This is a genomic window from Spirosoma sp. KUDC1026 (assembly GCF_013375035.1).
Classification (GTDB): Bacteria; Bacteroidota; Bacteroidia; order Cytophagales; family Spirosomataceae; genus Spirosoma.
Genome location: NZ_CP056032.1, coordinates 4,692,873 through 4,708,152 on the forward strand (window position 1 = coordinate 4,692,873; position 15,280 = coordinate 4,708,152).

A 15,280-nucleotide genomic window follows, 5' to 3' on the forward strand; every position below is an offset into this window, starting at 1 on the left:
GTCCGGGTATGACTCGATTAGTCTTATTGATTAGCCTGCTTCTTGGCCTGATGGGTCTGCCTGAACGGTTGTCGGCTCAGGCAGACCGGCCCAACTTCCGGGTGCTGGCCATAGCAGAAAAGGGTGGTGGCGTACACGCACCTTTTGTGGCGGCCGCCCGGAAATGGCTGCAGCAGGAAGCCCAGAAGCAGCAGTTTGCCATCGACTATATCGAGACTACCGACTCCATCAACGCGGCTTTTCTGGACCGTTATCAGGTGTTTATTCAGCTGAACTACCCGCCTTACAACTGGACTGATACCGCTAAATCTACGTTCACGCGCTATATACAGGATGGTAAAATTGGCTGGATTGGCTTTCACCATGCGTCCCTATTAGGTGAGTTCGATGGCTTTGCAATGTGGCCCTGGTTCTCGGAATTTATGGGCGGCATTCGCTACAAAAATTATATCCCTACTTTCTCAACGGCCACAGTCAGCGTGGAGGCTCGACAGCATCCCTGCATGAAGAATGTGCCTATGTCATTCGTGGTTCAGAATGAGGAATGGTATGTGTATGACAGGAGTCCGCGCCCGAATGTGAACGTACTGGCGTCTGTGGACGAATCGACCTATAAACCCAGCTCTACTATCAAAATGGGTGACCATCCGGTAATCTGGTCGAACGAGCGAGTGAAGGCACGTAACCTCTATATTTTCATGGGTCACCATCCGGATCTTTTTCGTAATGGTGCCTTTACAACCATTGTCCACAACGCCATTGGGTGGGCATCCCGAAGCATGAACTAACCGGTTTTACCACCCACAGTAGACGATGTTCCTCTTCGGCTATCTGACCGAGTAGCCAAGCCCTACAGCCTACCAAATCTTCGCCAGCGTCTTTCGATGCTGGCTTTTTTGTGTTCTTCCAGTTCGCTGAGTCAGTTAATTACCTTCCGGTTATTACCAAAGCAAATGGATAGGCTAAACATATTTTATGCCATACAGCGCTTTATGAATAAAAAATTATTTGTTACCAAACCGTATTTTTCATATATCAACACTACAGAAATTTTTTACCTGATAATTTTACTCATAACCGTTTCCAAGGCTTAGGTCACATAAAAACAACGACCCTCTTAAATTTTCTATTTAGCCCACATAGCCTAAGAATAATCATACTGTTCGTGGTATATACACCTAAAAATTACTCAATAACCAAATTTTTCATATGAACCTTCTAGTAACATAGCAATAAACTTTGCCATGCTTCTTGCTATACAGCATTGGTAGAATCACAGGAGTAATGATGACTTCGTCCTTACTCGTTGTGACTCATTGCAGTACATAAAGTAACTTAATTGACGTTTATGAAAATTAAAGATTTACTCCAAAAGGTAAGAGATTCTCTTCTTTCGTTCCTCGCGTTTCTGCCATTCAGGCCCTTTCTGTTTCACTAGTTTTTGTCTGCTAACACACCTGCCCGTTTCGCGCAGATTTTTCTGCGTACTGTTTTCCCCGCCCGGTAGCCCAATGACCCTACCGGCAACCCGTTTAGTATCCTAACCAATTATTTTATGCGAACATTTATTTCCTTGTTCCTTGGCTGGATGCGCCACCTGCTTTCGTTTCTGGTTGGCCCCTCCCCTACCCCGCCCACGTCTTTTGTCCCCTCCCCACCCAAATGGCATCGCCTGCTGGGTCAGTCGCTTTCCATCCGACAGCGAGCCTATCTGGCTATGCTGTTTTTGGGTTTACTGGCACCTACGGTTTCGCAGGCGCAATCTATTCCCACTCCAGGTGCCGTATGCCCAGGGCAAACTATTACATTACTTCCTGTCAATATACCATCTGGAGTGCTTACTGTCGATGTCACCACTCCGGCAGGTGTTACACTAACTAGTGCTTCCAGAAGTGGTATCGTTCTGGCTACAAGTCCTACGCTTGCCGCAGGTACTTATAACCTTGGTGTATCACTCAGACTTGCAAACATTCCGTTATTGAATGTCACCGTTCCTCTAACGATTCTTGGACCAGCGCTCCTTACTGTAAACAACTTAACCGGATCTGTACTGGGAACCGTTGCTCAATTGGGTAGTTGTTCTGTAGGGCCACTTAGCTATACATTGGCGGATGGTACAACTAGCTCAGGAGGTCTGACACTGACACCGGCTTTAAGCGGGCAAGATGTTCGAGTTGCTTGTGAAGGAGGAAGCTGTCCAGGCACTCCATCGCTGATCACCCTTCCTAGTGTTACCCTACCAAGTCTGATCCAGACCACCCCAGGGCCGGTCTGTCCTGGTCAGCCCCTGTCCCTCACCGTGGTGGGAGCAAACTTTGGTACTACCCTGCCCAGCCTGCTCACCGCTGGCGTCTCGGGCATTACCGGGGCAACAGTCAATGTGCTGGGATCGGACGGCCTACTCACCGTTAACATTCCAAATGTGCCACAAGGCAACAGTACGCTGACCGTTTCGCTCAGTGCGGTCGGTGTGGAGGTGGCTACCCTGCCCATCAACATCCAGGGCATTGCGGGTCCTGTCCTCAATGACCTGACTGGCTCTCTGATAGGCTCGGCACTTAACTTAGCAACCTGTCCAGTGGGTAATCCGTTGAGCTATACGCTGGCCAACGGTACGGCGGGTGCGGGCAATCTCACGCTTACCGCTGACCTGGCCAACACCCAAGTGACGGTAGCCTGCCAGGGTAGCCCTTGTCCACCAACGACCATTACTTTACCCAACGTCACAGCAGCGCTGAACGTACTGGGTCTACCGGCCAGTATCTGTGTCAACTCGGCACCGCTCTCGCTAACATTAGTACCTACAGGTATCAGCCTGGCGACAACAGGGCTGACCGTATCAGCCAGCACCCCAACCGGGGCACTTACCGTCTCGGCCCTGGGTGCCGATGGGGTCGTCTCCATCTCAGGAGGCAACCTCACTGTAGGCGATGATGTTCCCATCACGATCAGCATCGGTTTAGGAAGCACCACCCTGGTCAGTACCACTGTCACCCTCGACATCCTGCCGACAGACACCTTTACGCCAAATCCCCTGCTTGGCTCGTCAACACTTGGTTCAGTACTCAACCTGGGAACCTGTGCTTTGGGCGGAACGCTCAGCTACACGGTGCTGTCAGGTTCACTGGCTAATACTATCGGTTCGGGCGGACTAACCCTGGACGCGGCTCTTAACGGTCAGCAAGTAGCTGTTTCCTGTACAGGAGCTTGTTCCAGTTCGGCGACAACGCTTACGCTCCCTAACATTACGACAGCGCTGGGTGTATTGGGCGTACCAGCCAGCATCTGTGTCAATTCGGCACCGCTCTCGCTAACATTAGTACCTACCGGTGTCAGCCTGGCGACAACAGGGCTGACCGTATCAGCCAGCACCCCATCCGGGGCACTTACCGTCTCGGCCCTGGGTGCCGATGGTATCGTCTCCATCTCAGGAGGCAACCTTACTGTGGGCAGTAACGTGCCCATCACGATCAGTCTCGGTTTGGGAAGCACCACCCTGGTCAGTACCACTGTCAACCTCAACGTCCTGCCCCAGGCTACCTTTACCCCTGGCTCCCTGTCAGGAAGCCTGCTCGGTTCGGTGCTCAATTTGGGAGCCTGCTCAACGGGTCTTCTCAGCTACACCCTGGCCGATGGCTCGACGGGCACGGGTTCCCTCTCGTTGACAACAGCCCTGGCGGGTCAGGGCGTGACCGTTGCCTGTGCAGGCCCCGGCGTTTGCCCGAGTGCTCCCACGCTTGTTACGCTGCCTAGCGTCACTCCAACGCTGAGTTTAAGCAACCTGCCTAACAGCGTCTGCGTCGATCTACCCATTAACCTCAATCTGCTACCAACCGGCATTGACCTAACCAATCCGCTGATTGCTGTTACTGCCAGCACTACTTCTGGTACATTGGCGGTTTCGGCGCTAGGCGCCGGTGGAGCGTTGTCAATTACTGGTGGACAGCTCACCGTTGGAGAAGATCAGCCGGTGAGTATAACCGTCAGCCTGGCTGGTGTTCCGCTGGTTAGTACCAGCTTCACGATTGATGTTATACGGGCAGAAATTCCTGATCAACCATTGCCGCAGTCACTGACCGCTACGGTGGGCAGTGTACTCTCGCTGACGGGACTTTGCCCAACGGGAACGCTGGTCAATCTCTCGAATCCCGGCGACCTGAGCGGCATCATCAATATCCCGACAACAGCTGCCGGTGTACAGAGTCTCTCCATTCTCTGTAATGCGAATGGCTGTCTAAGCCCAATCCGGGTCGTAGGAGCGACTGTCTTACCAGCTCTCATCGGCCTATTGAGCAACTCACCGGTTTGTCTCAACCAGCCACTCTCGCTGACCGTACTACCGACCAACTTAGACCTGAACTTAGTAAACGTAGCAGTAACCGGACCAGTGGGCCTGAGTGCATCGGCGCTGGATGGCAATGGTGTCTTAACTGTAACGGGTTTGGTTAGCGGTGTCAATAACTTAACGGTAACCGCTTCTGTAGGGGGGGCTATAGTAGCCTCGGGAACGATAGATGTCACCGCTTATCCAGTACCCGATCCGGTTGCAGTAGCCTCGCTGACGGTGCTGGAAGGCACAACCCTGTCACTGACAGCACTGTGCCCTACGGGTGTCGTCAGCACATCAGGCTTGGGAGGTATCACTCCACTCCTCTCACTTCCGCCAACGACGGTTGGTGTACAGGTACTTCCGCTACTCTGCGCTGGTCAGGGAACTTGTGTTAGCCCGATAACGTCGGTTACGGTTATTACGGTACCAGTGCCGGTCCCACCGATTGGTATCAATCCCTCGTCGCTATCGATTTGCGTAGGCGATCCTTTATCGCTGACGGTTACGGGTCTGGAAGCAATAACACTACCGTTTGGCTTAAGCGTAGTGGGTGCTCCTTTCACTTCACTCGATGTACGGAATAACGTTCTTACGATCACCGGTCTACCATCAGGTACGGCGAATCTAACCGTTAATGCTGGTCTGACAATTGCGGGCATCCCTGTCGTCGCTAGCCAGACGGTATCCATTACGGTATTCGATGTACCAACGGCTCCAACGGTTGTTACGCAGGGAGGCCAGACTTACCCAGCTGGAGTAAGTTCGCTATCGGTGACTCAAAATTCATCGAATGTCCTCTTCAACGCGAGTTGCACGACGGGTACACTTAGCTACACCAGCAATACGGGTGCAGTTAGTAGCACTAGTCCCATTACGGTACCGACCGCAGCGACCGGTGTGTTCAGTTACTCGGCAGTCTGTATCAATGGTGCCTGTACAAGTCCAACGACGGTTGTGAGTGTAACGGTTGTTGCGCCAACACCCAACCAGGCGCCCGTGGTGGCCAACAGGATCCCCGATCAGACCGGCACCGTTGGTGTGGCTTATGCCTACACCATCCCCGCCGGTACCTTCACCGATCCCGAAGGCCAGTCGCTGACCCTGGCGGTAGGCAACCTGCCCGCCGGGCTGAGCTTCGATCCGGCCACCAACGTCATCAGCGGTACCCCAACTACTGCTCAGAACAACCTGGTGACGGTGACGGCAACCGATCCAGGTGGCGCTACGACCTCGACCACCTTCAACTTCACCATCAACCCGGCCGCTAACCAGGCGCCCGTGGTGGCCAACAGGATCCCCGATCAGACCGGCACCGTTGGTGTGGCCTACGCCTACACCATCCCCGCCGGTACCTTCACCGATCCCGAAGGCCAGTCGCTGACCCTGGCCGTGGGCAACCTGCCTGCCGGGCTGAGCTTCAACCCGACCACCAACGTCATCAGCGGTACCCCAACTACCGCTCAGAACAACCTGGTGACGGTGACAGCGACGGACCCTCAGGGTGCTACGACTTCGACTACCTTCAACTTCACCATCAACCCGGCCGCTAACCAGGCGCCCGTGGTGGCCAACAGGATCCCTGATCAGACCGGCACCGTCGGTGTGGCTTATGCCTACACCATCCCCGCCGGTACCTTCACCGATCCCGAAGGCCAGTCGCTGACCCTGGCGGTAGGCAACCTGCCCGCCGGGCTGAGCTTCAACCCGACCACCAACGTCATCAGCGGTACCCCAACTACCGCCCAGAACAACGTGGTCACGGTGACGGCGACCGACCCTCAGGGTGCTACGACCTCGACCACCTTCAACTTCACCATCAACCCGGCCGCTAACCAGGCGCCCGTGGTGGCCAACAGGATCCCTGATCAGACCGGCACCGTCGGTGTGGCTTATGCCTACACCATCCCCGCCGGTACCTTCACCGATCCCGAAGGCCAGTCGCTGACCCTGGCGGTAGGCAACCTGCCCGCCGGGCTGAGCTTCAACCCGACCACCAACGTCATCAGCGGTACCCCAACTACCGCTCAGAACAACCTGGTGACGGTGACAGCGACGGACCCTCAGGGTGCTACGACTTCGACCACCTTCAACTTCACCATCAACCCGGCTCCCAACCAGGCGCCGATCGTGGCCAACACCATCCCGCCCCAGTCGGGCACGGTGGGTGTAGGGGTCAACTTCCCCATCCCGGCCGGCACGTTTACCGATCCGAACGGAGATCCCATCACGGTGACGGTGACCAACCTGCCTCCAGGGCTGACCTTCGATCCAGGTACGACCGCCATCGTGGGTACACCAACCACACCGGGCGTGACCCAGGTGACGGTGACGGGTACCGACCCAGGCGGGGCCTCGGTCTCCACCAGCTTCCCCTTCACCATCCAGCCCAACCAGGCTCCGGTGCTCTCGCAGTCGCTGACCTCGCCGGTCAACGCGACGGTGGGTGTGGGCGTCAACATCCCAACGGCCTATGCCTTCCGGGATCCTGAAGGACTGCCTCTCACTTTCAGCTCGCCGAACCTGCCAGCCGCTCTGACCATCAATGGGGCGACGGGTGTGATCACCGGCGCGCCATCGACCAGCGGCAGCTTTGGGGTGACCATCACGGCCACCGATTCGCAAGGTCAGACAGCCAGCGGGAACTTCACGCTCAACGTAGTGCCTCAGCCCGTGGGCAACCAGGCACCGATCGTGGCCAACACCATCCCGCCCCAGTCGGGTACGGTGGGTGTAGGGGTCAACTTCCCCATCCCGGCCGGTACGTTTACCGATCCGAACGGAGATCCCATCACGGTAACGGTGACCAACCTGCCCCCAGGACTGACCTTCGATCCAGGTACGACCGCCATCGTGGGTACACCAACCACACCGGGCGTGACCCAGGTGACGGTGACGGGCACCGACCCAGGCGGGGCTTCGGTCTCCACCAGCTTCCCCTTCACCATCCAGCCCAACCAGGCTCCGGTGCTCTCGCAGTCGCTGACCTCGCCGGTCAACGCCACGGTGGGTGTGGGCGTCAACATCCCAACGGCTTACGCCTTCCGGGATCCTGAAGGACTGCCCCTCACTTTCAGCTCGCCGAACCTGCCAGCCGCTCTGACCATCAATGGGGCGACGGGTGTGATCACCGGCGCGCCGTCGACCAGCGGCAGCTTCGGGGTGACCATCACGGCCACCGATTCGCAAGGTCAGACAGCCAGCGGAAACTTCACGCTCAACGTAGTGCCTCAGCCCGTGGGCAACCAGGCACCGATCGTGGCCAACACCATCCCGCCCCAGTCGGGCACGGTGGGTGTAGGGGTCAACTTCCCCATCCCGGCCGGCACGTTTACCGATCCGAACGGAGATCCCATCACGGTGACGGTGACCAACCTGCCCCCAGGACTGACCTTCGATCCAGGCACGACCGCCATCGTGGGTACACCAACCACACCGGGCGTGACCCAGGTGACGGTGACGGGCACCGACCCAGGCGGGGCTTCGGTCTCCACCAGCTTCCCCTTCACCATCCAGCCCAACCAGGCTCCGGTGCTCTCGCAGTCGCTGACCTCGCCGGTCAACGCGACGGTGGGTGTGGGCGTCAACATCCCAACGGCTTACGCCTTCCGGGATCCTGAAGGACTGCCTCTCACCTTCAGCTCGCCTGGACTGCCTGCTAACCTGGTGATCGACCCAGCGACCGGCATCATCACCGGCGCGCCATCGACCAGCGGCAGCTTCGGGGTGACCATCACGGCCACCGATTCGCAAGGTCAGACAGCCAGCGGAAACTTCACGCTCAACGTAGTGCCTCAGCCCGTGGGCAACCAGGCACCGATCGTGGCCAACACCATCCCGCCCCAGTCGGGCACGGTGGGTGTAGGGGTCAACTTCCCCATCCCGGCCGGCACGTTTACCGATCCGAACGGAGATCCCATCACGGTGACGGTGACCAACCTGCCCCCAGGACTGACCTTCGATCCAGGCACGACCGCCATCGTGGGTACACCAACCACACCGGGCGTGACCCAGGTGACGGTGACGGGCACCGACCCAGGCGGGGCTTCGGTCTCCACCAGCTTCCCCTTCACCATCCAGCCCAACCAGGCTCCGGTGCTCTCGCAGTCGCTGACCTCGCCGGTCAACGCCACGGTGGGTGTGGGCGTCAACATCCCAACGGCTTACGCCTTCCGGGATCCTGAAGGACTGCCCCTCACTTTCAGCTCGCCGAACCTGCCAGCCGCTCTGACCATCAATGGGGCGACGGGTGTGATCACCGGCGCGCCGTCGACCAGCGGCAGCTTCGGGGTGACCATCACGGCCACCGATTCGCAAGGTCAGACAGCCAGCGGAAACTTCACGCTCAACGTAGTGCCTCAGCCCGTGGGCAACCAGGCACCGATCGTGGCCAACACCATCCCGCCCCAGTCGGGCACGGTGGGTGTAGGGGTCAACTTCCCCATCCCGGCCGGCACGTTTACCGATCCGAACGGAGATCCCATCACGGTGACGGTGACCAACCTGCCCCCAGGACTGACCTTCGATCCAGGCACGACCGCCATCGTGGGTACACCAACCACACCGGGCGTGACCCAGGTGACGGTGACGGGCACCGACCCAGGCGGGGCTTCGGTCTCCACCAGCTTCCCCTTCACCATCCAGCCCAACCAGGCTCCGGTGCTCTCGCAGTCGCTGACCTCGCCGGTCAACGCCACGGTGGGTGTGGGCGTCAACATCCCAACGGCTTACGCCTTCCGGGATCCTGAAGGACTGCCCCTCACTTTCAGCTCGCCGAACCTGCCAGCCGCTCTGACCATCAATGGGGCGACGGGTGTGATCACCGGCGCGCCGTCGACCAGCGGCAGCTTCGGGGTGACCATCACGGCCACCGATTCGCAAGGTCAGACAGCCAGCGGAAACTTCACGCTCAACGTAGTGCCTCAGCCCGTGGGCAACCAGGCACCGATCGTGGCCAACACCATCCCGCCCCAGTCGGGCACGGTGGGTGTAGGGGTCAACTTCCCCATCCCGGCCGGCACGTTTACCGATCCGAACGGAGATCCCATCACGGTGACGGTGACCAACCTGCCCCCAGGACTGACCTTCGATCCAGGCACGACCGCCATCGTGGGTACACCAACCACACCGGGCGTGACCCAGGTGACGGTGACGGGCACCGACCCAGGCGGGGCTTCGGTCTCCACCAGCTTCCCCTTCACCATCCAGCCCAACCAGGCTCCGGTGCTCTCGCAGTCGCTGACCTCGCCGGTCAACGCGACGGTGGGTGTGGGCGTCAACATCCTGACGGCTTACGCCTTCCGGGATCCAGAAGGACTGCCTCTCACCTTCAGCTCGCCGAACCTGCCAGCCGCTCTGACCATCAATGGGGCGACGGGTGTGATCACCGGCGCGCCGTCGACCAGCGGTAGCTTTGGGGTGACCATCACGGCCACTGATTCCCAAGGTCAGACAGCCAGCGGGAACTTCACGCTCAACGTAGTGCCTCAGCCCGTGGGCAACCAGGCACCGATCGTGGCTAACACCATCCCGCCCCAGTCGGGCACGGTGGGTGTGGGTGTCAACTTCCCCATCCCGGCCGGCACGTTTACCGATCCGAACGGAGATCCCATCACGGTGACGGTGACCAACCTGCCCCCAGGATTGACCTTCGATCCAGGCACGACCGCCATCGTGGGTACACCAACCACACCGGGCGTGACCCAGGTGACGGTGACGGGTACCGACCCAGGCGGGGCTTCGGTCTCCACGACCTTCCCCTTCACGGTTGTGCCAGCACAGACAGCGCCATTCGCCATCACTGGCGTGACGCCAATCAACTGCCAGACGGTAACGGCGGGGCTGCGGACGTTTACGTTTACTCCACTGTATGCAGGTCTGAATGGACAGCCAATTCTATTCTCGGTCGTGAACGAAATGGTTCCAACGTATGCGTCAGGTCCTTACACGCTGAATCTGTACACGGATAACCCAGTTATCACGCTTCGGGCAGAGCAGGCAGGATCGCCGGTATCGACGTTCACGTTCAACTGGTTGACCATCTGCAACGGTGGTACGGGTAATCAGGCACCAATCGTGGCCAACCCAATTGGACCCCAGTCGGGTACGGTGGGTGTAGGGGTCAACTTCCCCATCCCAACCGGTACGTTTACCGATCCTAACGGAGATCCGATCACGGTAACGGTGACCAACCTGCCTCCAGGACTGACCTTCGATCCAGGCACTACGGCCATCGTGGGTACGCCAACCACGCCAGGTACCACAACGGTAGTGGTGACGGCAACGGATCCAAGTGGTTCTTCGGTAACGACAACGTTCCCATTCACGGTTGTACCAGCAACACCGGGTAATCAGGCACCAGTCGTGGCCAACCCAATTGGACCCCAGTCGGGTACGGTGGGTGTAGGGGTCAACTTCCCCATCCCAACCGGTACGTTTACCGATCCGAACGGCGATCCGATCACGGTAACGGTGACCAACCTGCCTCCAGGACTGACCTTCGATCCAGGCACTACGGCCATCGTGGGTACGCCAACTACGCCAGGTACCACAACGGTAGTGGTGACGGCAACGGATCCAAGTGGTTCTTCGGTAACGACGACGTTCCCATTCACGGTTGTGCCAGCAACACCGGGCAACCAGTCGCCGATCGTTGTGACGCCAATTGGACCGCAGTCCGGTACAGTGGGTGTGGGCTTCACCCTCGTGATCCCAGGCACGACATTCAGCGATCCGGAAGGACAACCACTGACGGTTTCGGTATCGAATCTGCCTCCAGGGCTGACCTTCGATCCAGGCACGACCGCCATCGTGGGTACGCCAACTGCACCTGGTACAACGCTGGTAACGGTAACGGCAACAGACCCAAGCGGTGCTACGGTATCAACCAGCTTCGTACTGACGATCAGTCCGGCGGCTGTTCAGCCACCGCTCAACTGCGGCAGCAACCTGGATGGTACTCCGCTACGGGCAACGATGCCGATGTATGACTGCGAACGGATCCGCACAACCGGAGAGATTCAGTTCATGGCAGCCGGTGGTAATCCGAACGGTGGACCAATCGAGTTCAAAGCGTATGGTATCACCGACTGGACCACAACCTGTACGGAAACGATTGACTTCGAGACCCGCACGTTCTGCGATGCGCCACCGATCGAGATCCTGATCCGTCAGCTGGTCAACGGTACGTATGTGTACGGTACGTCGTACATCTTCAACATTCGTCAGGCCTGTCCATCACCAGGTTGCCCACGTCCAACAAACAACCGGGCTCCTGTAGTGAACGCGGGTATTCCAGATCAGTACGCACGAGTTGGTCAGATCTTCGATTATGACATCCAGCCTAACGCGTTCACAGATCCGGATGGCGATGCACTGCTGTACACGATTTCGCCCCGTCTGCCAGACAGCTTCACGTACAGCACGGGCCACTTCCACGCGCTGCCGCTGGAGCCAGCTACGTACACGATTTCGGTAATGGCCCACGACAACAGTGGCGCAGCCGTAATCACGACGTTCCGGATCTTCGTGCTGCCATCGAACACTACGACGCCACAGCCACCGGTAACGACTCCTCAGCCGCCGGTGACGACCCCTCAGCCACCAGTGGCAGGGAACTGTGGCAGCAGCAGCCTGGATGGTTCTGCACTACGGGCAACGATGCCGACGTATGACTGCGCACAACTGACCACAACGGGAGCCATTCGCTTCACGGCAATGGGAGGCAATCCAAACGGCGGTACGGTTGAGTTCAGAGCCGTCGGCGTAACCGACTGGACATCGAACTGCAATGTCAACCTCGACAATGCGATCCGGACGGCCTGCGATGCCCCTGTTATTCCAATCCAGGTGCGGCAGCTGGTCAACGGTACGTATGTGTACGGTCAGACGTTCATGTTCAATGTTCGTCAGGCCTGCCCAATTGCAGGTTGCTCGAATGCACGTATCGCAGCCCCAGCATTCACCGAGATTCCGCTGGACGTAACGGTGCTGGGCAACCCGGTTGAAGGCGAAAGCGCTCAGATCGAGATTCGTGGTGCCGAAGGCCAATCGGTACGGATGCTGATGACCAACAGCAGCGGCTATCCAGTAAGCGAACAAGTAATTGACAACGCACAGGCTACCGAGCGTCAGACGCTGAAACTCGGTGCAACGGGGGGTGTTTACCTGCTACGGGTATCGACGCCAACACAAGTGAAAACGGTGAAAGTGGTGAAGCAATAAGCCGCTGAAACCCGGAAGGCAAAACGCCCGGCCAGATGACTGGCCGGGCGTTTTTGTTGCTTCATCCCGATAAGTTAACATTTCCGTAACGCCCCGACCTCCCCCCCGCCCTACCTTTGTTTACTCCAACGAGCCGTTCCGAATAGGTCCGGCACCGAGTTTTTATGAAACGCAGAGATTTTTTCCGGAACAGCACGCTGGCTACCGCCTTCCTCTCCACCACCCAGTCGTTCGGTCACGAACAGAATCACCGCAAAGGCGCGAAGGCCAAAAACATCATTTTCATGGTGAGCGATGGCATGAGCACCGGTACGCTGAACATGGCCGATCTGCTCCGGCAGCGGAAAGAAGGCCGGTCGAGCAACTGGCTCGGCCTGTACCGCGACAACCGGGTTCGGCGGGCGCTGATGGATACGGCCTCGGCCTCCTCGCTCATCACCGACTCGGCCGCGGCTTCCTCGGCCTGGGGTGGTGGCGTTCGCGTACCCAACGGCGCGCTGAACGTGAGTGCGAACGGCGAAGAACACCGCCCAATTCTCCAGAAATTCAAAGCAGCCGGTAAGTCCGTGGGCTGCGTGACTACCGTTCCCATTACCCACGCCACGCCCGCCGGCTTCTGCGTTAACAGCAAAAGCCGGGGCAGTCAGGGTGATATTGCCCTGCAGTACCTGACTCTTCGTTTCGACGTGATGATGGGGGGTGGCACAGAATTCTTCAGTGCCGAGAAACGTACCGATAAGAAAGACGTATTCGGTCAGTTCAAAACCGGCGGTTACCAGGTCGTAACGAACCGAGCCGATATGCTGGCGGTACGTCCGGGCAGTCCGATGCTGGGCGTTTTCCACGAAGACGGTCTCCCCTACGCCCTCGACCGGGAGAACGACGAAACGCTAAAAAGCCGGATTCCAAGCCTGGCCGAAATGACCGCAACGGCGATCAGCCAGATGCAGGGCAATACCAATGGCTTTGTACTGCAGGTAGAAGGTGGTAAGGTAGACTGGGGCGCCCACGCCAACGACGCTGGCGCTTTGTTATACGACCAGCTGGCATTTGACGACGCCGTGAAAGTCGCCATCGACTTTGCCGATAAAAACAAGGACACACTGGTGGTCCTCACGACCGATCACGGCAACAGCGATCCGGCGCTGCTGTACGGCAGTCACGCCAACCAGAACTTCGACCGGCTGCACACCTTCCGCCACACCAACAACCGGATCCTGACGAGCATTACGTCCGGCACCACGCCGACTCAGTTGATCGAACAGGTGCAGGCTGCGCAGGGAATTGTGCTGACCGCCGATGAGGCCAAAGGACTTCTTAATCAGTCGGGTCTGCCGAATGAGCAGGGCCTCTACAATCCGAGTCACCTGCCCTACCGGTCGCTGGCACAACTCCAGCAGCCGCATACCTCAGTCGGCTGGGCTGGCATGGACCACACGGCTGATTTCGTAGAACTGGCCATGCTGGGACCGGGCAGCGAGCTGCTGACGCCACTGGTCAAAAACTCGGATCTGCATAATCTGCTGCTGACAGCCGCTGAGGTCAGTTTGAAGTAAACTTACCGCTGACTTGCCCGTTGCAAGATCCTGACGCTGGCCCTACTGACTTCGCTGAACGAAACGCGCGAACCAGGAGGGCCAGCGTTCTTGTTGCTGCACTAGTAGTCCAACTATTGTATGAGCAGCACACGCAAACCCGTCACCATCCTGACCGGCTTCCTGGGAGCGGGCAAGACCACCTTTCTGAACGCCGTACTGGCAGCGCGTCCAAACACGAAGTTTGCTATTATCGAAAACGAGTTTGGCGAAGAAGGCATCGACGGTGAGCTGGTTGTTCAGGCCAATACGGACGTAGTTGAAATGGCCAACGGCTGCATTTGCTGCTCCCTCAACGACGGTTTGTATGAGGTACTCGAAGAACTATACGACCGGCGGGACAGCTTCGACGAACTCCTGATCGAGACAACCGGCATCGCCGATCCGTCGGGCGTGGCACAACCCTTCCTGACGGTCCCCAGCGTGCAAAAAACGTTCAGTCTGAAACGGGTGGTGTGCCTAGTCGATGCGCAACTCATTGAAGACCAGTTGCGCGACACGGAGGAAGCCATCCGGCAGATTGGGTTCAGCGATGTCATCCTGCTCAATAAAACCGACACGGTTTCGCCCGCTTACGTGCAGCAGCTAACTGAGTTGTTACGTGGGCTGAATCCGTTTGCCCACATTCTCTACGGCGACAAAGACAATTACCCCATCGACGAGTTATTTGCGCTGGAACGAGATACTGAACCGGCTGAACCTGTCGTGCCGCTGTTCCGGCCACTGAGCCCAGCCGCAGCGAATACGTCGGTTCAGCATCACCACCACGTCCATAGTGACATTGTTTCACTGAGCTTCCGGTTTACGGAGCCGTTCGAACTGGCCGATCTTCAGCATCGGCTTACGGCCTTTCTTCTGTTTCAGTCGCAGGGAATTTACCGCGTAAAGGGAATTGTCTCGGCCCGCGATCAGTCTCAGAAAATCATTCTGCAATCGGTCGGCAAGAACCTGGTCATAACGAAGGGCGCCGACTGGCCCGACGGTGAGGAGCGTATCAGCCGGGTCGTGTTCATCGGCAAACTACTTAAACCACAGGGCTTCGAAAAAATGCTGCGGCAGTGTCTGTCAAAACCCTCAACCTGGAACGTAGTAAGTTCCTCGCAACTCCGGTCAACGCCGAAGCTATGAAGTGGAT

4 protein-coding genes are annotated in these 15,280 nt (G+C 58.0%); all 4 read left to right on the forward strand.

Translation table 11 applies throughout. From position 1 onward, the window contains the following. The first annotated feature begins 8 nt into the window (after positions 1-8). Positions 9-788 (forward strand): ThuA domain-containing protein, encoded by a 780-nt coding sequence (locus HU175_RS19710; protein ID WP_176568206.1) that lies wholly within the window; start codon positions 9-11, stop codon positions 786-788. Between the two features lie 1,514 nt (positions 789-2,302). Then, positions 2,303-12,550: a putative Ig domain-containing protein gene (locus HU175_RS19715; RefSeq protein ID WP_176568207.1), complete on the forward strand. Its 10,248-nt coding sequence runs from the start codon at positions 2,303-2,305 to the stop codon at positions 12,548-12,550. A gap of 164 nt (positions 12,551-12,714) precedes the next feature. Beyond that, a complete protein-coding gene (locus HU175_RS19720; protein WP_176568208.1) occupies positions 12,715-14,106 on the forward strand; it encodes an alkaline phosphatase in 1,392 nt (463 codons plus the stop codon). A 120-nt stretch (positions 14,107-14,226) separates the two neighbouring features. Continuing rightward, positions 14,227-15,273, forward strand: a complete 1,047-nt coding sequence (locus HU175_RS19725) for a CobW family GTP-binding protein (RefSeq protein ID WP_176568209.1) — start codon at positions 14,227-14,229, stop codon at positions 15,271-15,273. Positions 15,274-15,280 lie beyond the last annotated feature (7 nt).

What these genes read in the sequence shown, in the direction of transcription:
- HU175_RS19710 (WP_176568206.1), top strand. Translation starts at nt 9, where the DNA reads ATGACTCGATTAGTCTTATTGATTAGCCTGCTTCTTGGCCTGATGGGT.
- HU175_RS19720 (WP_176568208.1), top strand. Translation starts at nt 12,715, where the DNA reads ATGAAACGCAGAGATTTTTTCCGGAACAGCACGCTGGCTACCGCCTTC.
- HU175_RS19725 (WP_176568209.1), top strand. Translation starts at nt 14,227, where the DNA reads ATGAGCAGCACACGCAAACCCGTCACCATCCTGACCGGCTTCCTGGGA.